This window comes from Ferroplasma sp. Type II (assembly GCF_000496155.1).
Map to the genome: position 1 here is coordinate 1 of NZ_KI542709.1, position 18,508 is coordinate 18,508.

Genomic DNA, 18,508 nt, shown 5'->3' on the forward strand with positions numbered 1-18,508 from the left:
TTCTTTTTTTCTCATCAGTGCTGAAAAAATTTAGCGCTATTGGTATCCATAAAAGTGTTATCAAAACTGCAGACACCGATATTACTATATCATCCACTCTGCCCATCATAGCATTTATTGATGCAATAGCATAGTCAATTAACATTTTTGATGATAATACGAAGATATAAAATATTAACGCCTAAAATTCTAGAACATTAGAAAAGTTTCTTCTGCCTGTCCACAACCATGGGAGGAGGTGCTGGCATTCCGAGACGGTACCTTACAAATTTTATAGTATCCGGTGAGAGTCCTTCATAATGGTTATTTGCGTATATGAAAGCCGTACCGTGTCCTGAATCATGGTTTTTTATTCTTTCTATCCACGGTATCATCTCACTGTGCCGGTTTATTCTTAATTCACCAAGTTCCTTTTTTGTGAGCGATTTATTGCCTAGAAAACGCACATATAGATTTTCGGTAGTTTTTATTTCCGGGGTTTTAAGATAATCAATAACAGACCATACCATTATAACATTGTATTTTTTAAGTATATCATAAACTTCTTTCCTGAACCATGAAATGTGTCTGAACTCAACTGCATATTTTATTCCACTTGGGAGCACTTCAAGAAAATTCTCCAGCACCGTTAAATTAAATGTAAAATCAGGTGGGAGCTGAACCAGTATTATTCCCAGTTTCTCACCAAGAATTGAAATATTTTTTATAAAGTAAACAAGGTCATCTTCGCATTTTACAAGTTTTTCCTCATGTGTTATCTTTCTGGGCATTTTTGGTGAAAACAAAAAATCATCTGGAACAGAATTATACCATTTTTTAACTGTTTCCTGGCCCTGAGCCGCATAGAATGTAGAATCTATTTCAACAGTGTCAAATATTCTGGAATAAACATTCAGAAAATTTGATGGGGGCTCTGAATAATTATAAATCTTGCCTCGCCAGAATTCATAACTCCAGCCCGAACAGCCTGTACGGTAAATCATTAATAATGTAATTTAATGATGTATAATAATTGTTATCCATTCTAATTCATTTTTTTACTTCCTGAAAGGTGAGACGGTAATTTGGAATTCCAGGATTATAGTTTTATGCCACTGTTAGTATAGAATGAAACTTTCCTGGAACTTGTTACTCCTGGTTTCCCGTTTTCATTCCTATATTCCTTTACAAATGATGGTTTTCCAAATACTTTTACCGGAAGGCTGTCAATGGAATTGAAGTTCATGAGGTATGTGCCTTCTATGCTACCTATTACTTTTTTTAAATCAATGAAATCGCTTTCGAGGAAATTATGCACATACCAGTCCTTTCCTGGATATGGCGGGTCCAGATAAAAAAAGGTGTCGTGATCGTCGTATTTATCAATGAGTTCCCTGAAGTCCATATTTTCTATTTTCATTCTCCGTATCTTGGGCTCAGCCTTCAGAAGATTGGACACATTTTTGCGGTATGTGCCATAGAGGGATTTGTCCTTTTTGCCATATGTTTCTCCCATGCCTCCAAATCCTGTGTTAAAATTAAAGAAAATGGAAAAAGCCTTTTCCACCTCGGGATTGCCTGTATCCATTACTATTCTACCATCATAATAATCAAAAAACATGTTGCGGTCTCTTGCAAGGGCATCAGCAGCCTTATAGAATGGTTCGAAGTTATTTTTCAGCACTTTAAATAATGTATAAAGTTCCCTGTTAATATCATTATAAATCTCCATTCCGGCACGTATGTTAATAAGCACCGAAGCTGATCCGGAAAATACATCAACGAATCTTGAACATTGAGATAAATCGTATACACGCTGAATTTCACCCACAATTGTGATTTTTGAACCTGGATACTTGATCATTCTCAACATATACAGTTTATTGCTATGCCAATATAATATTTAATGTATGGTCAAGTTTTCTGTTAAGGGGGTTAACTACCGTTCCCGGTGTTATCAATTCTCTTTAATGAATCCTCGTGAAAATGTTTATATTATCCTAAAATCATGGATGTTTGCGAACTTTTCTGCATAACTGCATAAGTCAATTGGACAAAGGTGCATGAAAGCGGTGAACAAAGATGAGGTCTCTCCAGTAATGAGTGTTCTGATATGTGTATAGGGGAACCTGCCTTAAACACAGGCAAAACGGGGAATGATTGTTCGAGATCGGCTAAATAGTAATCGTAGAACCAGAAAGGAATGGATAGAGGTTTGGGGGTTAAACCCACGAAGTTTAAGCAGCAGAGAGATGATAACTTCCAGAGGTAGGTATTAACACGGTCAACGGAAATCATAATATACAGTGAGATAAAGTCTATTGTCCATTAATTTGACCAGAAGTGGAGTTGATTAATAATATTCCAGTGACATATTTTTATATACAGATTGACGTTATATTATTATGGATGACACATATTCCTATATATCCAGTATATACGGAAAAAACCATTATGATATAGACAGACCATTTCAGGAAATCCTTGATTTTTATCTTGGGAAGCACTTAAATCTCAGTCCACTGGGTGCCTATGCAGGTAAGGATCTTTATGAAACAACGGATTACATAGATAAGGTATCCCCACCATTGCAGAAAATGTGGAGCATAGATGGTGAGAGAATAGATAGTGTTCTTATTAGCCCAATGGAAAAACATGTCCTTGAGAAGCTTATACATGAATATGGAATCAGCCGCCCGTATTTTCACGGAAAATCTATAATGGAGCATTATGCCATGGGATACCTTGTTGCGGATCCTGGTATATACTGCATACTGACATTAACGCACCAGACTGCATATGCATTACACAAATACGCACCGGATAATCAGAAGGACTATGTTCCTGGATTAATAGGAGACGGAAAAGAAACATTGCTGGGAGCGACATGGTTTACAGAGATTCAGGGTGGCAGCGATTTGGGATCCAATAAAACAAGGGCAGAATCAGGCAAGAATGTGTGGTATCTCACCGGCGACAAATACTTTGCAAGCAATGCCGGTCTCGCCGATGTGGCACTGACATCTGCATTCCATGGTGAAAATCATGGTGCAAAGGGGCTTTCGCTATTCCTTTTACCAAGGAAGAATCACGCAGGGGATCTTAATTACAGGCTCAGGAGACTCAAGGAAAAAAGTGCCACAAAGAGTGTTCCATCTGGAGAGGTAGAACTGGACAGCTCAGAGGCACAGATGATAGGTGATGCAGGAAAGGCAATATACTATATAACTGAGGACTTAATGGTTTCAAGGCTGGACAATGGTGCAGCAGCATGTGGAATTGCAAGAAAAGCCTATCTTGAAGCATACTACTATACCATGAAAAGAAAAAGCTTTGGAAATCTGCTTATAGAACACCCGGGAATAAAGAAAGATTTACTGGATATGGAGGTTCTTCTTGAAGGATCCATTGCCCTTACATTCAAATCTATTCAACTTTTCAACAATTCCATCGATTCCAGGCCACCATACGATGAAGGATACAATTATGCAAGACTAATGACACATATAGTAAAGAACATAACAGCCGAATCCTCAGCAAAAATAACACAGATGGCAACGGAACTCCATGGAGGAATTGGATTCTTATCGGAATTTCCCATAGAAAGATGGCATCGTGAGGCATTGATAACACCCATATGGGAAGGTGCAAGCAATATACAGGCCTTAGATATGCTTGAGGCAATAATGAGAAAGAATGCACATATTAAACTGCTTTTGGATTTCAGTGATATTATATCTGAAATCAGGGAAGAAAGGGAAACTGCTGAATTCTGCTACCAGTCCCTTAAGGAAAGCATAGAAAAATTGTTATCAATGGGAGCCATCGAGTCTCAATTTCATGCAAAATACAGCATGGAGGTCATGGGGCATTCAATGGCAGCCATCCTTCTTATTCATATTGGTAACAGTACCGGAAACCGTGATTTTATAAAAGTTGGGTCATTGTATGCCAGAAGATTCGTGAAAAAGGAGGATTACGACAGCAAAGCCATGGATGATGCTAACCTGCTTATACATGTGGGCAGGGCAGAGAGATCCATAAAAAATTAGGTGGTAAAATGGAAAATGGATTTACTGTGATAAACATTTTAAGGAGGGCATCTTACCTGTTTCCTGAAAGTAAAGTAATAGATGGTAAAAAAAGCATAACATACAGGCAGCTTTTTGACAGGGTCTCAAGGCTGGCTACATCACTGAACAAAATGGGAATATCCAAGGGTACAGTAATAGGTGTTGCTGACTATAATTCCATAGAGTTTATGGAACTTCTTTTTGCATCCAGCATGACCGGGTCAATAATATATCCTGTAAATATAAAATTACCGTGGAATATGGCAATGGAAACATTAAAAGAATCTGGTGCAGAATATGTATTTGCATCCAAGGAATTCATTAATGCTGGCATATGGAAGGGATTCAGCGAAGACCATGTGGTATCACTGTCAGAGGGTGGAAATTACATAAAATTCCATGACCTTTTAAACAGTGACATTCATAGGGAGGAAAGAACTGAGGGTAATGATAATTATTCCATATTGTTTACATCAGGCACTACGGGAAAACCAAAGGAGGTATTATATTCAAATGAAAAGTCAGTCAATGGGGCTCTGAGTATCCTTTATCAGCTAGGATTGTTTGAGACCCCGGCATCACTGGATTCAAAGGATAACATACTCTCACTTATCCCATTCTATCACATATGGTCATGGGGATCGGCTTTTCATGCTACCTATCTTGGCACAGACTATGTTCTGACCGGAAAATACGAAGCAGAAAAGGTTTTAGATGCAATAGAGAAAAACAATGTAACATGGATAAACGCTGTTCCGACTATGGTTTATGATCTTCTTGCACATGATAAGGATAACAGGCTCAGGGGTATAAAAATGCTTATAGGAGGTTCGCCAATCAGCAAGGGACTTGCCAAGAATCTCACCTCAAGAGGTATAAAATTTTCAACCATATACGGCGGCACAGACATGCTTGCCACATCAATTTCTCTTGGTCGTGCAGATGAATATGAATCCTTAAGAATGGTTACACATCCTGTTCCCATGGTTAATGCAACAGTTAGAGACAGTGAGGGTAATATACTTGAGAGGGAGAAGATAGGCGAGTTATGGGTAAATGCACCCTGGCTTCCGGGAAAATATCTTAACAAACCTGTCGGAAAAGAATATGAAAATGGCTGGTTCAAAACTGGGGATGTTGCGGCAATGACAATGGATGGTGGAATAAAAATACTGGACCGCGTCAAGGATGTGGTAAAGAGCGGTGGAGAATGGATTCCCACATCTATAATAGAATCCATAATATCTGAGTATCCTGGCATAGAAATTGCCGCAGTTACGGCTATAGAGGATGAGAAATGGGGAGAGCGCCCCATAGCCTGGGTCAAACCATCCGGCTCAATAGAAATAGAAAGCCTGAGGCAGTTCATGGAATCACATGCTTCCAGTGGAAATATAAATAAATGGTGGATACCGGTTGAGTTTATCATCATAGATGAGATGCCCATGACCAGTGTGGGAAAAATAGATAAGGCAAGGCTCAAAGAGAGGCGGAAATAATTTCAGACTGTGAGCCGTATTAAGGGAATTATTAAGGTGAGAATAGAAATTATGGCAACAATGATGAATGCCAGTTGAAAATTTCCGTAAATGGAAAACATGAATCCTATCAATAATGGAGAAACGGTTCCACCTACCTGTGAGCTGAAATTCAGGATACTGCTTGAGGAAGCAAGATTTCTGTCACTTCCACTGAAATCAGAAGCCATTCCCATGGAGGGACCTGCGTAAAGGCCATAGAGCACACCTGTCATAAATGATATGATGAATATTGCAGCCAGAGGTGCGAAATTAATATAAATTATCATGCCTGCCAGAGCAATTACAGGCAATATAGACACCAGAGGTTTTCCGTTTTTCATTTTCCTGGATATGAGGCCACCAATAGGAGATGTGATAAGCCCCCCGGCTGCAGGAATCCATGCATATAAATATGCGTTAGAATAGGGCACAATATGATCGAATACAATAAATGTGGTGAAAAGCGTCACAAATCCAATATACGTGAAACCGGCGGAAAATCTTATCATGGCAACATAAATTATTCTCCTGTCTATATTTCCATGCCTTTCCTTTATAATCTGTTGTGGTTCCCTTATGAATATGAAATTCAGAATGCCTGAAAAGACAAGTATGGACATAATTGATATGAAGGTAAACCAGAAACTGATAGAAAGTGTTCTAAGGATTAAATATTCTCCCAGTGAAGCACCTATGAAGAATCCTGTCTGGTATATGCCTACAAATGTTGCCCTGGTGGATACTGGAAGCCATTTTTGGACCACTGATGTATCAGATACGTATACAGTTGCAGAAAAACTTCCAAGCATAACCTGTATGATAAAAATGGCAATATATGAATTCCTGAAGAAATAAAAAAGGGAGAATGAAAAAGCCATGAGGATAAATGAGATTTTTGCAACCTTAGATACTCCTACACGGTCAGATATTATCCCAGCAGGAATCTGGAAAATGGTATATCCCACCCAGTAGGCGGTTATCAACAAAGAACCCATGTATACTGTGATGTGCAGTGTTGACACAAGGAGCGGTATAAGCACCGGAATAAAGAATCTCAATGTGGAATTCATAGAAAATGAAACTATGGAAGCACTGAGAATACCCGAATATTTTCTTTTGCCCCGTGAAGTGTTATCTTCTGGCATTCAACAGATAATATATGTAAAGTAATTAATATTTTACCAATAAACAATAGCAAGATTGTGCCGGTACGTTATTTTTAACATATAAGTGGGAAGTCCCCTTTCGTTAGAGAGGGGATGAAAGCGCAAATTTTATAGTTTATTAAGTTATTATACAACTATGTCATCATATAATCTGGATAAGGGTCAGCATTCAGTGTACTCTTTGTATTACCACTTTATTCAGGTTGTAAAATACAGAAAGAAAGTATTTTTAAATGATGCAATAGTTGATTTTCTAAAAATGAAGATAAGGGAAATATCAGAAACATTCAATGTTGATGTGCTGGATATAGAATGCGATAAGGATCATTTCCATATGCTATTCAAGGCAACGCCATTATTAAATATCACAAAATATATAAATGCAATAAAGACAATAACATCAAGGGAAATACAGAGAAACTTTCCCGATGTTAAAAATGAATTATATAATAATAAATTCTGGTCTCCTTCTTATTTATTGGCAACATCAGGCCAGGTTACATTGGATATTTTAAAAAAATATGTAGACTCACAGGAGGCAAAAGAGCATGAGGGCTTATAAATTCAGAATATACCCGAATAAAGAGCAAATCAAAAGATAGATTATATTCTTGATTTATCCCATAATTTATACAATGCAATGTTAGAACAGAGAAAGATGGCATATGAATTAAAGAAGGATTTTTATTATAATATAAATGTTAATTATACATACCAGCAGAATCAATTGCCAGAGTTAAAAAATGAATTCCCTGAATATAAAATATATATATTCACAGGTACTTCAGGATGTTGCAAATAGGTTAGACAAAGCATATGATAATTTCTTTAGAAGAATAAATGAAAAAGAAAAAGGTAAAAAAATAAAAGCAGGTTTTCCAAGATTTAAATCAAAGAAAGTATACAAATCATTTACATATACACAATCTGGATTTGAAATATTAGATAAAACACATTTAAAATTATCAAAAATAGGAAAAATAAGAATGTTCAGGCATAGAGAAATCAATGGAGAAATAAAGGGATTAACAATAAAAAGGGAGAATACAGGAAAATACTATGCTATATTCACTGTTAATGAAAATAATAATATAAATTATTCACTAATTCCTGATAAACCAATAGGTTTCGATTTAGGATTGTTATCATTAATAAAAACAAGCAATGATGAAGATATAGAACCACCAAAATATTTAAGAAAATCGGAAAAGAAATTAAAAAAATTGCATAGGAGTTTATCAAGGAAAAATAAAGGATCAAAAAACAGGGAGGAAGCAAGAATACAATTAGCAGGGATGGATAATCATATTTCAAATCAGAGGAATGACTTTGCACAGAAATTATCAAATAAATTAATAAAAGAATATAATTTTATAGCATTTGAGGACTTAAATATAAACAATATGGTTAAAAACCATAAATTGGCAAAGAGCATAGAGGATGCATCATGGGGTAGCCTTATAAAAGATATAATTTACAAGGCTGAGAGTGCCGGTAAATCATATCTTAAGGTTAATCCTAAATACACATCAATGAAATGCTCAAAATGTGGAAATATAAAAAATGATTTAACATTGGATGATAGAACATATCATTGTGATGTATGTGGTATTACCATTGATAGGGATTTAAATGCGGCAATAAACATATTAAATGATGCTATAGATAAGATATTTAAAATGTTTATAATAAAACATAAAAAAAAGAGTAGGCACGGACTGTCGCCGATTTTATGCCCGTAGAGGCTCAACCTCTGCAATGCAAGTTGAGTTGTTGAAGCGGGAAGCCCCATGCGTTAGCTTGGGGAGGATGTCACCAAATTTAGTATTCATCAAAACGTGTACATCAAATTTTATGTATCCTGTTACAAATTAATTTTTATTTGTATCCTGTTACAAATTTATCGAAAAATCAAGATAATTGAAAGTATGTTATATAAGTTGGCAATTAACTCTGTTTTAAATACCTGGATAAACCAAATTATCATATGCACCGGTACAAAAGAACGATATTTTCCCTTCATCAGAAATGATTAATTAGGCATTGAAGAATTATCCATAATGAATTCCGTTGAAAAAATTTCAGTCCCTATAGAGATCAGAGCACTGAAAACTGCCAATATATACCATATTTCTGGAGATTATAATTATATTGTAGATACTGGAATGTCTGAAAATGGATACAGCCAGATAAAAAATGCAATAGACCTTTCAAAGATTGATATGTGCATAATCACTCATCTCCATATAGACCATATAGGTGGTGCACTTTATCTGGAGAAATACAATAAAATCCCCATATATATCTCTAAAAACGATTATGACACAATTAAATATATCACAGATAATAGACAGGAGTATTTTACTGACTACAAAAATTTGATGATTTCAAACGGTGTGCCAGAAGAATTATTTCACGATATAACTGGAGGCAATCCCGTGATGAAATTTATAGATTATTATTCCTCGTTAAATCTCAATATCATCAGAGATATGCATATGAGGGATACGGAAATAATAGATGTCCCCGGCCATTCTCCCGGTTCCGTGTGCATATATTTTAATGATACACATGCCATGATAACAGGAGACCATATATTAAAAAATATATCACCAAATATCAGTGTTTACAGAAATAACACTGATTATTTAGGTATGTATATGGAGAGTCTGAACAAAGTAAGAAGTTACGATGTCAGTATTGCATATCCCGGGCACAGAGATAATTTTACAAATTTTTCTGACAGAATAGACCAGATACTGGAACATCATCGGATAAGAATAGAGAATATGACTTTACCCCTAAACCAGTGGCGTAATGCCTTTGAAATAGCCTCCTCCATAGAATGGAGCAAGGGTAGAAAACTAAAGGATATGAATTCTATGGAAAAAAATTTTGCAATAATGGAAACAATTGCTCATTTGATTCATATGAAAAATTTAGGAATAATTGAAGAAAAATATGCCGGAAACATTTGTATGTACAGGGCATTGGACAAGGTTTAATTTCCTGTTAGTTGGAATCACTCATTTCTACATGATTTAAAGCCTTTATAGTCATATTTCATACCTGTGAAATATATGTAACAGAAATATTTTTATTGGAAAAAACAATAGAGTTATGATTAAAATGGATGACCCAGTGAAAATTGCAAAAATGGATAGTGAAAATAGAAAAAAGGCAATGCAGGAAGTGTTTAATGAAATGTTCAAACACAGTGATGAGGAGAAAGTTGACTTAATCAAAAACTTCATAACCGGAATTAGAGCGGTTGATGACAGTACATATATCGGACTGTGCACCACGAATCTCGACTTAGCAGCTGGAATGGGCGAAAATGAATTAAAAGCTTTTGTAGGAATCCGTATGAAGGCAAATTCTGAGCTTCCGCCAGATCTTAAGGCAAGAGACATGAAGATGCTCCAGGCTGCAATGGGGAAAGTTCCTGCGTCTGTATCAGGTAAAATATCAAAGTTTATGTAACAATAATTCGTTGATATTTCTATAAAATATATTTTAGAAGTTTCAATTTATTGGAAAATAGCCCCGATGTTCATGGAATAACATTTCTCAGGCAATTCAATTATTCAGTGGCTGTTGGTACAATTTAGTATTAATTAACTATTTTGCAAAATCTTTAAACCGATGAAATCATTATCATATGTCTTATTAATAAGTATATACGATTCATGAATATATATGACGACGTAAGACTATAAACAACCCGGCCTTTAATGGGCTCCGGATATAGCATATTGCGAGTCACATTGCAATGACCATCCGATCAGGGGCTGGGCTTAGAATTCCCCGTGGGTCAGGAAATTATGAAACGTGATTAATATCCGTTAAACCGGGGAAAAGTTTTCAATCCTATTAAAAGATAAAATTATTCCAGGATCATATCACCTGATTTGCTATGAGTCTGTAAAGCATTTTTAATTTTTGAATTGCATCCCTAGATTCCCGTATACCGTACAACTCCAGCATCTCATCTGGGTCTTTGTATAGAAGATATACATCACTGTTCGTTGAGTATATTAGAAGTTTCGATGGAAGTTCTATTCCAATTTCTGGGTTTTCCTTCATGAGTAGTGTTCCTGTTACGGGAGAACCGAAGACAATTACGGTTTCATTTTCCATATTTAAACCGACCTCTTTTGCATTCTTCCTGTGGTCTATAATTGAAAACACTGTAACTCCCTTTGACTTAAGAAAATCAACCACTAAATTGACAGTGTCTTCAAATCCGTGAGCACTCTGGCATTTAATCAACATATTGCTTTATTAATATAAGATATAATATACTTGCCATGAATATTTTTCTTTCTAAATTTTTAATGGTCATAAAGCAATACCTTCAAAAGATATAAATTTTATACTGCAATAATAAACTATGACATGGAGAAAAATTCTGGGAATAAAGGCTCTGGAGAATTCAGGCAATCATGTATCTATTAACCTTGGTAATGGAAAGGTGGTGTTTATAACAAAGCAAAAGGGAAAGCTGTATGCGATAAATGCCATATGTTCCCATCTTAAATGTGTTTTAGGAAACGTTGTTGATGATGAGAAAAGAGTAAGATGCCCATGCCATAATGCTGAGTTCGAACTGGAAACAGGCAAAATGGTAGAACCTCCATTCATAGCACCCCAGACACCAATGGAAAAATACACTCTTGAAACATACAATCTCAGGGAAGAAGGAAATTTTATTGAAATTGAGGAATAATATTATGTTCCCTTCCTTTTTATAAAGTTATTTATTCTGTCTTGTGTATCTTTTTCTGAAAATAAGATTCCGAATAGGGCAGCCTCATAATCAAGATCCTTTTTAACCTTGTTTTCTGTGCTATTGACTGCACGCTTTGCCAGCATTACTGTATTTTCAGGTTTGTTGTTTATCGTCGTTGCTATCCGTATCGCCTCATCCAGGGGATTAGCAGCTATTATATCTACCAGGCCAAAATCATATGCCGTAACTGCAGGTATTTTTTCCCCTGTGAGTATCATATACAGAGCCCTGTTTCTTCCTATAACATCCGGAAGTATGACGTTGCCACCCGCACCTGCATTTATTCCCAAGTTTATTTCAGGTTGTCCTAGAAGAGCGTCTCTGCTACATACCCTTATATCAGTGGAAAGGGAAAGTTCAAGGCCACCACCAAGAACATAACCATTCAAAAATGATATTATTGGCCTTTTGAACTCCCTGAAATACAGGGCAAGATCGTTTAACTTTCTGTGGAACTCATAGGCTTTCATTGTATTCATATCCTTAAACTGCATTATATCTGCACCGGCAGAGAAGTTCTTTCTGCCACCGATCACAATAGATTTGCAGTTTTCTTCCATATTTGACAGGGCTTTCATAATTTCATCAACCATTTCAACAGTTACTGTGTTCAAATGCTCTTCCCTGTTGAAATAGATAAAGCCTGTACCGCCTTTTTCCTCAGTTTCTATGGTTGCATATGACATGAATATATATTATAGAGATTTAATTAAAGATATCTAAATTTATTGCAGAATGAATATTATTTTTCCTATGTAATGAGTGCACTATATACTTAATTTAATACTTCTGGCTGTTCCCACTTTCCTGTATATTGTGTCAGTGAGATGGAATATAAACAATAATGAACATTTATCTGGAACTAAAACATCTATAGCTATTTTATCAGTTGACAATAATTAAATAGGGTTTTCATATGGCAATATGATGGATGATTACAGGACCGTTAAAATATGCCCTCAGTGTGGATCATTAAAGATCAACTGGATTGCAGGAGGCATAGCAGGACCCATATATAAATGCGAAGACTGCAATTATGTTGGAGTATTTGTTCTGGAAGTTAAGTTTAAAGATCTTGAAAAATTCCAGAAGGAAATAAGGGAAGGAAAAAAATAGGGGATTCCAATGATATTGGTTTTTGATGGGACTTCAGATTCCAGAGATCTGGCCTCCGAACTTATGGCCTCGGGTTATTCCATTATAGCCACAGCTGTTACATACGATGGGGTAAAAAAACTGGAAGATAAAAATATAAGGGCTATTCAGGGAAAAATGGACTATAAAACCCTGGTTTCAAAATGCAGAGAACTCTCTATAGATGTTATAATAGACGGGACACACCCCTATGCAGATTCAATACATGAAAACGCCATAAAAGCCTCAAAGGAGCTGGGGATACCACTTATCCGTTTTGAAAGGGAGAAAATAAAAATAAATGATAAAAGTATAGTATATGCTGAGAGCTACGAAAAAGCTGTGGAATTGGCTGGAAACACTGGAAAGAATATTTTTGTGACAACCGGAATAAGAAATATTGAATACTATAAAACCGTCATAAAAAACCATAAGGTTTTCTTCAGAGTCCTTCCTGATCCTGACAGTATTAAATCTCTCCTGGAAATTGGTGTCAGTAAAAGTAATATTATTGCAATGGAGGGAAATTTCACCGAAGGCCTGGACAGGGCTATAATGGAATATTATAATATTGATACGCTTATTACCAAGGACAGTGGTTTCAATGCTAATCCCAAAATCATGGCGGCACTGTCATTGGGGATAAATACCATTGTTATCTCAAGAAAGGATTATCCAGGAAAAACATTGGTCACAATTCAACTGAGATAAAAAAGATTTTAAGGGATTACAGGATAAAATAAAACATGACTGGTACCCTAAACCCTGGAGAGATTTACAGGCAGAGTTTCAACTTCATAAAAGAAAAGATGGGACTGGACAATTCACTTAAATCCAGCATAATAACCCGTGTTGTCCACGCCACCGCCGACTTTGAAATTGGAAAATCCCTTGTCTTCTCTGCTTCCTTTGAGGATGCTTTACATTATATTGAAACCGGGGTAACAGCAATAACTGATATAAACATGGTACTGTCAGGCATATCAAACTATCCGAATAAAAAATGCTACATAAGAAACGCTGATGTTGTAACAGAATCCAGAAATACAGGAATTTCACGGTCGTATATTTCTATGAGAAAGGCATGCCTGGAAAATCCTGAGTCAATATTTATTGTAGGCGATGCACCTACTGCACTGGACGCTTTGCTTGAATCGGTAGATAAAGGAATATGCTTTCCTGGACTTATTGTAGGTGTCCCCGTTGGATTTGTATCGGCTCTTGAGATGAAATCAAGATTATTAGGATTCAATGGTAATTTTATTACTAACCTGAGCAATAAGGGAGGGTCAGCGGTTGCGGCTGCAATATTCAATGCAATGGTAGCGTATTTAAATGTACATTGAAAATCCTGACACAACAAACCTGCGTTACGGCTATACCACCGGGGCATGTGCAACGGCAGCCACAAAGGCAGCTCTTATTATGATGATTGGGGGAAAAACAGTAAATGAAGTGAAAATAAACCTGCCAGTAAAGAAAACGGCCAGATTTTTGATCGAACACCAGAAAATAGAAAAAAATTACTGTATGGCCGCAGTAAAAAAAGATGGTGGCGATGATCCCGATGTTACAACAGGGCTGTACATCTATTCGCGGGTAGAATACTCAAAAAATCCAGGGATAGAAATTGCCGGTGGTGAGGGCATAGGTACGGTCACGAAGGAGGGGTTGCCAATAAAGCCTGGAAATCCGGCAATAAATCCAGTCCCGCTTAAAATGATAAAATCCACAGTACAGAATTTACTGGAATCCGAAGGAATTTCAAAAGGAATAAAAATAACAATTTCCGCTCCGGGAGGCGAGGATGTGGCAAAAAAAACATGCAACCCCAAACTTGGCATTGTAGGTGGTATTTCAATTCTTGGAACCAGGGGCATAGTAATACCATTTTCCGATTCTTCCTGGAAGGCTTCAATAGTACTGGGAATTCGGGTTGCCTCTAAATTAGGCATCAATTCACTGGTTTTCAGCACAGGCGGCAGGAGCGACACTGCAGTAAAGAAAATATTTCCTGATTTCAGGGAGGAGCAGTTTATAGAGATAGGGGATTTTCTTGGTTTTGCTGTAAAAAGGGCTGTGGATGCTGGTATTGAAAAGGTGATTATTGCGGGAATGCCAGGAAAAATATCAAAGCTAGCGGATGGCAATATGGACTTACATTCATCTAAAAGTAGCGTAAATTTTGATTTTCTTGCCTCCATGGGAGAATATCTGGGCTATGATCATAATATTGTTTCAGGAATTCGCCATGCTAACACTGTACTGGAAGTTATGGAATTGATAAAATATGATACTGTATTCCTTAATTTACTAAAGGACAAATCCCTGAAAAATATAAATAAAATTATAGAAAATAAAATACAGATATCCATTGAAATTATAAAAAATGAATATTGACAAAAATATAAAAAAATTCCTATTTAAAAATAAATTTTTAGTATTCAGCCTCAAAATCGACTTCCTTTGTTGGGTCTAACAATGCTTCTGCGGATGTGAGTGGTTCCTTGGGCGCACTGTTCAACCCGATTACAAAGAATATTGCTGCATATATACCCAGAACTACATAATCAAACGGATATGCGATAAGATTTGTTCCGCCTGTAGGTGTTCCTCCCAGATAGGATAATAATATCATTCCAACTATATATACAGGTATCCAAACAGAATTGCGGAGATTCAGTCCCTTGAAATGCTTCTTGTTTGCCTGGTATATGAATATGATGGATCCCGCAAGAACAGCTCCAAGGGCATAAAGGGTTGTTGGAAATGTTGCCCAGTAGATAAGAAACGTTGCAACTTCGAATGATACAAACGACCATACCATTGGATGGGGTATTTTAAAAGGTCGTTCAACGTTGGGATATAGCCTTCTGAGAACCGGGAGCGATATAGATGCCACTGCAAAATTTGCAACGGCGGCCACAACCACAAAATCTACAAGTGCATACCACGATGGAAGGGGTAGAAGGAATATTATAGCCAGTATAAGGGCCAGTATCAGTGCTAGATAAGGGGCACCATGTTTTGTTGTTCTTTTCAATGCTGCAGGAAGTGCATCTTCCTCAGAATACCCAAATATAATCCTGCTGGCACCGGTAAGATAAATTCCAAGAGTTCCTCCGGGTGAGAATATGGCAAAGAGGAAGAATGCAACAACCATGCCACCAAGCAGATCCGTCTCGCCTATTGTCATTCCAGGAACTACATTTGCCCTAATTATAGAGGAAAGTGGAGATCCAAGGCCGGCGACAAAATTCCAGTCTCCTGTCTGGATGCCAAAGCCTGCCCAGCTAACTGTTCCTACTATAACGAAGGCCATGCCGATGTATAAAAGAGATTGAACAGCCAGTACAGTACCTATAATTTTTGGCATTGTTTTTGCAGGATTTTTAACTTCTCCAGCCATATCGGCTACCTGCCTGTAACCGCCAAAGGCGAATAGAATGCCCGATGCAGGTATGGCGATAAACAATCCACCTACAGAAGGCATAAATCCGGCAAATCCACCGGAGCCGCTTGCTCCTGCAAACCCGGATGTGAAATTACCCCAGTGCCATATGAACATTGGAAGTATAACAATAAAAGCCACCACAACACCAATTTTTATCCACGTAAGTACTTTATTGAATTTACCGAATCTGGCTATTCCTACCATATTAAGGGCAAAGAATCCGAGAAGGAGGAGTATTGAAAGCAATATCCCATAACCTGTAAGTACTCCTGTTGTGGAGTTGTAAAGGAATGGAAAATAAAGTGAGGCATATGTGGATACAGCAACAGCTTCTATAGCTGGTATAGTTGCAGCCCATATAAGCAATCCCCAACCTGACATAAATCCACCATAGGAACCATAGGAGTAATATGCTACCCTTGCACTGATTCCCGATCTTGGGAACATAGCTGCGTATTCAGCAAATGGAAGTGTAACCAGTACAATAAAAATTGCGGCAAGAACCCATGATACTATAACTGCTGGCCCGGCATACGCAGTCCCGCCTGCAGCTGCAAACAGTATACCCGAACCTACAGCACCACCGACCCCAAACATAATGGCTTCGTGTGTGCTCATTCCCCGTCTCATTCCAGTTTTGGTACGCTTACCCAAAACTCTATTATCTATTTCTTGCATAAATATGGATAATGGAAGGATATATAATATTTTTCCTTAAAATCATGAATAATTATTAAATTTGAAAAACAATAACAATTTTAGTTGGAATTCAATAAAAATATAATTAAATACTAAAAACTTTTGCAATTTAATACCAGATTTTTCTATACAATATCCAATAGTATATTTAATATAGAAACCATGCATAATTTTAATGAACACCACTTACTGTATTATATATTATAATTTTTATATTGTGAATATATATCAATAGTGATGACAATATTAAGTCAGGCGGATTATGAGCGATTTACATGGAAACATAGAAAAATATTATTTTTATTCGGAATTTCCACTGTAACAGTAAGGATAGCTACAGAATATTCCCATATGAAACTGGAAATAATATTAAATGATGCCTTAACCATACTGGCTATAGCGGGATTCCTATTTCTGGCAGAACTTCTCATATTGCAAAATTACAAAAAATCAATTGAAAAAATGGAGAAAAACTTATAGAAGTTATTTATAAATTCTCTATGATTTCCACAAGGCTGTCGCCGAATTCCTTTGTGCCAAGTGCTGGAACATCGAAGAATTTTGCCAGGTCCTTTGTAACTTTCTTACTTTCTATAGCTTCTCCAATGGCTTTTTCTATCACATCATAGGCTTCATGCCAGTTCATATACTTCATCATAAGCTGTGAACCCCTTATCAATCCCATGGGATCTGCAATATTTTGCCCGGCATACTTTGGTGCCGTTCCATGGACTGCTTCGAACATTCCGCCATCATCGCCAACGTTGGCTCCCCCAAGTGTACCTATATTCCCAATAAGTGCGCCTGCTGCATCGGAAATATAATCCCCGTCTATATTGGGTGCTATTATCACTTCATAATTTTCGGGCCTTGTTATTATCTGCTGGAACATATTGTCCGCTATCATGTCGTTTACCAGGATTTTACTGGAATCATCCCTTGATGTGTAATCACCGAACTCATTTTCAAGGGTTTCATATGCCCATTCCCTGAATGCCCCCTCTGTATACTTCATTACATTTCCCTTATGCATTATTGTGATCTTCTTTTTATTATTCTCAATTGCAAATTTCGCCGCTGCCCTTGTGATTCTCTGTGTTTTATATTTGCTCATGGGTTTTACTCCTATTCCGGAATCGTCACTAATGTCCACGTTTAATTTTTCCTTGAAAAATTTCCTGATTTCACCAGCTTCCTTGCTGTCATATTTATATTCAATCCCGGTGTAAAGATCATCGGTATTTTCCCTGAATATAGTTAAATTAACGTTTTCTGGATGTTTAAGCGGGCTCTCAAGTCCTTTCATGTAGCTGACTGGCCTTATATTGGAATATAAATCAAGCATAAGCCTTATTCTCACATTTATGGATTTAAAGCCAGTTCCGATCGGGGTACCCAGCGGAGCCTTAAGAAGTACACGGTACTCTTTTATTGCGTCCTGCGATTCCTGTGGGAAGCGGTCGTTTTTCTCTTTTAAGGCTTTATCACCCACAAGTATTTCTTTCCATGTTATTTTTTTGTCTTTATAAGCTTTTTTGACTGCAGCATCTAAAACCTTTCTTGTCACATCCATAATTTCAGGACCTATGCCATCACCGTCTGTATACAGAATTGTCGGGTTGTCCGGCACTTTCCACTTTCCATTTTCAAATGTTATTTTTCCCATGAAAACCTATATGTTATTGGCATAT

20 protein-coding genes are annotated in these 18,508 nt (G+C 36.9%); 13 read left to right on the forward strand and 7 right to left on the reverse strand.

The window, feature by feature from the left end:
* Window positions 1–197: 197 nt before the first annotated feature.
* Window positions 198–983 (reverse strand): DUF72 domain-containing protein, encoded by a 786-nt coding sequence (locus AMDU4_RS05305; protein ID WP_021786952.1) that lies wholly within the window; start codon window positions 981–983, stop codon window positions 198–200.
* Window positions 984–1,078: 95 nt separating this feature from the next.
* The gene (locus AMDU4_RS05310; RefSeq protein ID WP_021786953.1) at window positions 1,079–1,852 is read right to left on the reverse strand and encodes a DNA adenine methylase; all 774 of its coding nucleotides are present in this window, start codon (window positions 1,850–1,852) and stop codon (window positions 1,079–1,081) included.
* Window positions 1,853–2,384: 532 nt separating this feature from the next.
* Here AMDU4_RS05310 and AMDU4_RS05315 point away from each other — a divergent pair.
* Both AMDU4_RS05315 and AMDU4_RS05320 read left to right on the forward strand, forming a co-directional pair.
* The gene (locus AMDU4_RS05315; RefSeq protein WP_021786954.1) at window positions 2,385–4,031 is read left to right on the forward strand and encodes an acyl-CoA dehydrogenase family protein; all 1,647 of its coding nucleotides are present in this window, start codon (window positions 2,385–2,387) and stop codon (window positions 4,029–4,031) included.
* Window positions 4,032–4,039: 8 nt separating this feature from the next.
* Window positions 4,040–5,551, forward strand: coding sequence for an AMP-binding protein (locus AMDU4_RS05320; RefSeq protein ID WP_021786955.1), 1,512 nt, complete (start codon window positions 4,040–4,042; stop codon window positions 5,549–5,551).
* Window positions 5,552–5,553: 2 nt separating this feature from the next.
* Here the strand turns inward: AMDU4_RS05320 and AMDU4_RS05325 are convergent, their stop codons facing one another.
* The gene (locus AMDU4_RS05325) at window positions 5,554–6,717 is read right to left on the reverse strand and encodes a nitrate/nitrite transporter (RefSeq protein ID WP_021786956.1); all 1,164 of its coding nucleotides are present in this window, start codon (window positions 6,715–6,717) and stop codon (window positions 5,554–5,556) included.
* Window positions 6,718–6,874: 157 nt separating this feature from the next.
* Here AMDU4_RS05325 and tnpA point away from each other — a divergent pair, with 157 nt between their 5' ends.
* The 5 genes from tnpA to AMDU4_RS05345 all read left to right on the forward strand — a co-directional run bounded on the left by tnpA (window position 6,875) and on the right by AMDU4_RS05345 (window position 10,221).
* Window positions 6,875–7,300: an IS200/IS605 family transposase gene (tnpA, locus tag AMDU4_RS05330; protein ID WP_021786957.1), complete on the forward strand. Its 426-nt coding sequence runs from the start codon at window positions 6,875–6,877 to the stop codon at window positions 7,298–7,300.
* Window positions 7,287–7,340 (forward strand): helix-turn-helix domain-containing protein, encoded by a 54-nt coding sequence (locus tag AMDU4_RS14150; RefSeq protein WP_394324942.1) that lies wholly within the window; start codon window positions 7,287–7,289, stop codon window positions 7,338–7,340. The genes tnpA and AMDU4_RS14150 overlap by 14 nt, the downstream gene beginning before the upstream one ends.
* A 141-nt stretch (window positions 7,341–7,481) precedes the next feature.
* A complete protein-coding gene (locus AMDU4_RS05335) occupies window positions 7,482–8,480 on the forward strand; it encodes an RNA-guided endonuclease TnpB family protein (protein WP_021786959.1) in 999 nt (332 codons plus the stop codon).
* Between the two features lie 318 nt (window positions 8,481–8,798).
* Window positions 8,799–9,743: an MBL fold metallo-hydrolase gene (locus AMDU4_RS05340; RefSeq protein ID WP_021786960.1), complete on the forward strand. Its 945-nt coding sequence runs from the start codon at window positions 8,799–8,801 to the stop codon at window positions 9,741–9,743.
* A gap of 115 nt (window positions 9,744–9,858) precedes the next feature.
* Complete coding sequence (locus AMDU4_RS05345; RefSeq protein ID WP_021786961.1) at window positions 9,859–10,221, forward strand: hypothetical protein; 363 nt, start codon at window positions 9,859–9,861, stop codon at window positions 10,219–10,221.
* Between the two features lie 414 nt (window positions 10,222–10,635).
* On the opposite strand, the gene AMDU4_RS05350 is transcribed toward AMDU4_RS05345, so the two are convergent.
* Window positions 10,636–11,013, reverse strand: a complete 378-nt coding sequence (locus AMDU4_RS05350; RefSeq protein ID WP_021786962.1) for a DUF302 domain-containing protein — start codon at window positions 11,011–11,013, stop codon at window positions 10,636–10,638.
* Between the two features lie 118 nt (window positions 11,014–11,131).
* On the opposite strand from AMDU4_RS05350, the gene sdx reads away from it, so the two are divergent.
* Window positions 11,132–11,467, forward strand: a complete 336-nt coding sequence (sdx, locus tag AMDU4_RS05355; RefSeq protein ID WP_021786963.1) for a sulredoxin — start codon at window positions 11,132–11,134, stop codon at window positions 11,465–11,467.
* 2 nt (window positions 11,468–11,469) lie between these two features.
* On the opposite strand, the gene AMDU4_RS05360 is transcribed toward sdx, so the two are convergent.
* Window positions 11,470–12,216 (reverse strand): enoyl-CoA hydratase/isomerase family protein, encoded by a 747-nt coding sequence (locus AMDU4_RS05360; protein WP_021786964.1) that lies wholly within the window; start codon window positions 12,214–12,216, stop codon window positions 11,470–11,472.
* 238 nt (window positions 12,217–12,454) lie between these two features.
* Here AMDU4_RS05360 and AMDU4_RS05365 point away from each other — a divergent pair, with 238 nt between their 5' ends.
* From AMDU4_RS05365 to AMDU4_RS05380, 4 genes are read left to right on the forward strand one after another with little or no spacing between them, the layout of a single operon-like run.
* Window positions 12,455–12,646, forward strand: coding sequence for a hypothetical protein (locus AMDU4_RS05365; RefSeq protein WP_021786965.1), 192 nt, complete (start codon window positions 12,455–12,457; stop codon window positions 12,644–12,646).
* Window positions 12,647–12,655: 9 nt separating this feature from the next.
* Entirely contained in the window at window positions 12,656–13,375 is a 720-nt protein-coding gene (gene cobK, locus AMDU4_RS05370; protein WP_021786966.1) for a precorrin-6A reductase, read from the forward strand.
* Window positions 13,376–13,410: 35 nt separating this feature from the next.
* Window positions 13,411–14,010, forward strand: coding sequence for a precorrin-8X methylmutase (locus tag AMDU4_RS05375; RefSeq protein ID WP_021786967.1), 600 nt, complete (start codon window positions 13,411–13,413; stop codon window positions 14,008–14,010).
* A complete protein-coding gene (locus tag AMDU4_RS05380) occupies window positions 14,000–15,064 on the forward strand; it encodes a cobalt-precorrin-5B (C(1))-methyltransferase (protein ID WP_021786968.1) in 1,065 nt (354 codons plus the stop codon). The genes AMDU4_RS05375 and AMDU4_RS05380 overlap by 11 nt, the downstream gene beginning before the upstream one ends.
* A gap of 37 nt (window positions 15,065–15,101) precedes the next feature.
* Here the strand turns inward: AMDU4_RS05380 and AMDU4_RS05385 are convergent, their stop codons facing one another.
* Window positions 15,102–16,796: an APC family permease gene (locus tag AMDU4_RS05385; protein ID WP_021786969.1), complete on the reverse strand. Its 1,695-nt coding sequence runs from the start codon at window positions 16,794–16,796 to the stop codon at window positions 15,102–15,104.
* A 258-nt stretch (window positions 16,797–17,054) separates the two neighbouring features.
* On the opposite strand from AMDU4_RS05385, the gene AMDU4_RS05390 reads away from it, so the two are divergent.
* Window positions 17,055–17,297 (forward strand): hypothetical protein, encoded by a 243-nt coding sequence (locus AMDU4_RS05390; RefSeq protein WP_021786970.1) that lies wholly within the window; start codon window positions 17,055–17,057, stop codon window positions 17,295–17,297.
* Between the two features lie 7 nt (window positions 17,298–17,304).
* Here AMDU4_RS05390 and AMDU4_RS05395 read toward each other — a convergent pair whose 3' ends face one another.
* The gene (locus AMDU4_RS05395; protein ID WP_021786971.1) at window positions 17,305–18,483 is read right to left on the reverse strand and encodes an NADP-dependent isocitrate dehydrogenase; all 1,179 of its coding nucleotides are present in this window, start codon (window positions 18,481–18,483) and stop codon (window positions 17,305–17,307) included.
* Between the last annotated feature and the right edge of the window lie 25 nt (window positions 18,484–18,508).

Excerpts from the sequence above, each read along its gene's own strand:
- AMDU4_RS05305 (WP_021786952.1), bottom strand. The coding sequence starts at position 983 with ATGATTTACCGTACAGGCTGTTCGGGCTGGAGTTATGAATTCTGGCGA.
- AMDU4_RS05310 (WP_021786953.1), bottom strand. The coding sequence starts at position 1,852 with ATGTTGAGAATGATCAAGTATCCAGGTTCAAAAATCACAATTGTGGGT.
- AMDU4_RS05315 (WP_021786954.1), top strand. The coding sequence starts at position 2,385 with ATGGATGACACATATTCCTATATATCCAGTATATACGGAAAAAACCAT.
- AMDU4_RS05320 (WP_021786955.1), top strand. The coding sequence starts at position 4,040 with ATGGAAAATGGATTTACTGTGATAAACATTTTAAGGAGGGCATCTTAC.
- AMDU4_RS05325 (WP_021786956.1), bottom strand. The coding sequence starts at position 6,717 with ATGCCAGAAGATAACACTTCACGGGGCAAAAGAAAATATTCGGGTATT.
- tnpA (WP_021786957.1), top strand. The coding sequence starts at position 6,875 with ATGTCATCATATAATCTGGATAAGGGTCAGCATTCAGTGTACTCTTTG.
- AMDU4_RS05335 (WP_021786959.1), top strand. The coding sequence starts at position 7,482 with ATGAATTCCCTGAATATAAAATATATATATTCACAGGTACTTCAGGAT.
- AMDU4_RS05340 (WP_021786960.1), top strand. The coding sequence starts at position 8,799 with ATGAATTCCGTTGAAAAAATTTCAGTCCCTATAGAGATCAGAGCACTG.
- AMDU4_RS05345 (WP_021786961.1), top strand. The coding sequence starts at position 9,859 with ATGATTAAAATGGATGACCCAGTGAAAATTGCAAAAATGGATAGTGAA.
- AMDU4_RS05350 (WP_021786962.1), bottom strand. The coding sequence starts at position 11,013 with ATGTTGATTAAATGCCAGAGTGCTCACGGATTTGAAGACACTGTCAAT.
- sdx (WP_021786963.1), top strand. The coding sequence starts at position 11,132 with ATGACATGGAGAAAAATTCTGGGAATAAAGGCTCTGGAGAATTCAGGC.
- AMDU4_RS05360 (WP_021786964.1), bottom strand. The coding sequence starts at position 12,216 with ATGTCATATGCAACCATAGAAACTGAGGAAAAAGGCGGTACAGGCTTT.
- AMDU4_RS05365 (WP_021786965.1), top strand. The coding sequence starts at position 12,455 with ATGATGGATGATTACAGGACCGTTAAAATATGCCCTCAGTGTGGATCA.
- cobK (WP_021786966.1), top strand. The coding sequence starts at position 12,656 with ATGATATTGGTTTTTGATGGGACTTCAGATTCCAGAGATCTGGCCTCC.
- AMDU4_RS05375 (WP_021786967.1), top strand. The coding sequence starts at position 13,411 with ATGACTGGTACCCTAAACCCTGGAGAGATTTACAGGCAGAGTTTCAAC.
- AMDU4_RS05380 (WP_021786968.1), top strand. The coding sequence starts at position 14,000 with ATGTACATTGAAAATCCTGACACAACAAACCTGCGTTACGGCTATACC.
- AMDU4_RS05385 (WP_021786969.1), bottom strand. The coding sequence starts at position 16,796 with ATGCAAGAAATAGATAATAGAGTTTTGGGTAAGCGTACCAAAACTGGA.
- AMDU4_RS05390 (WP_021786970.1), top strand. The coding sequence starts at position 17,055 with ATGACAATATTAAGTCAGGCGGATTATGAGCGATTTACATGGAAACAT.
- AMDU4_RS05395 (WP_021786971.1), bottom strand. The coding sequence starts at position 18,483 with ATGGGAAAAATAACATTTGAAAATGGAAAGTGGAAAGTGCCGGACAAC.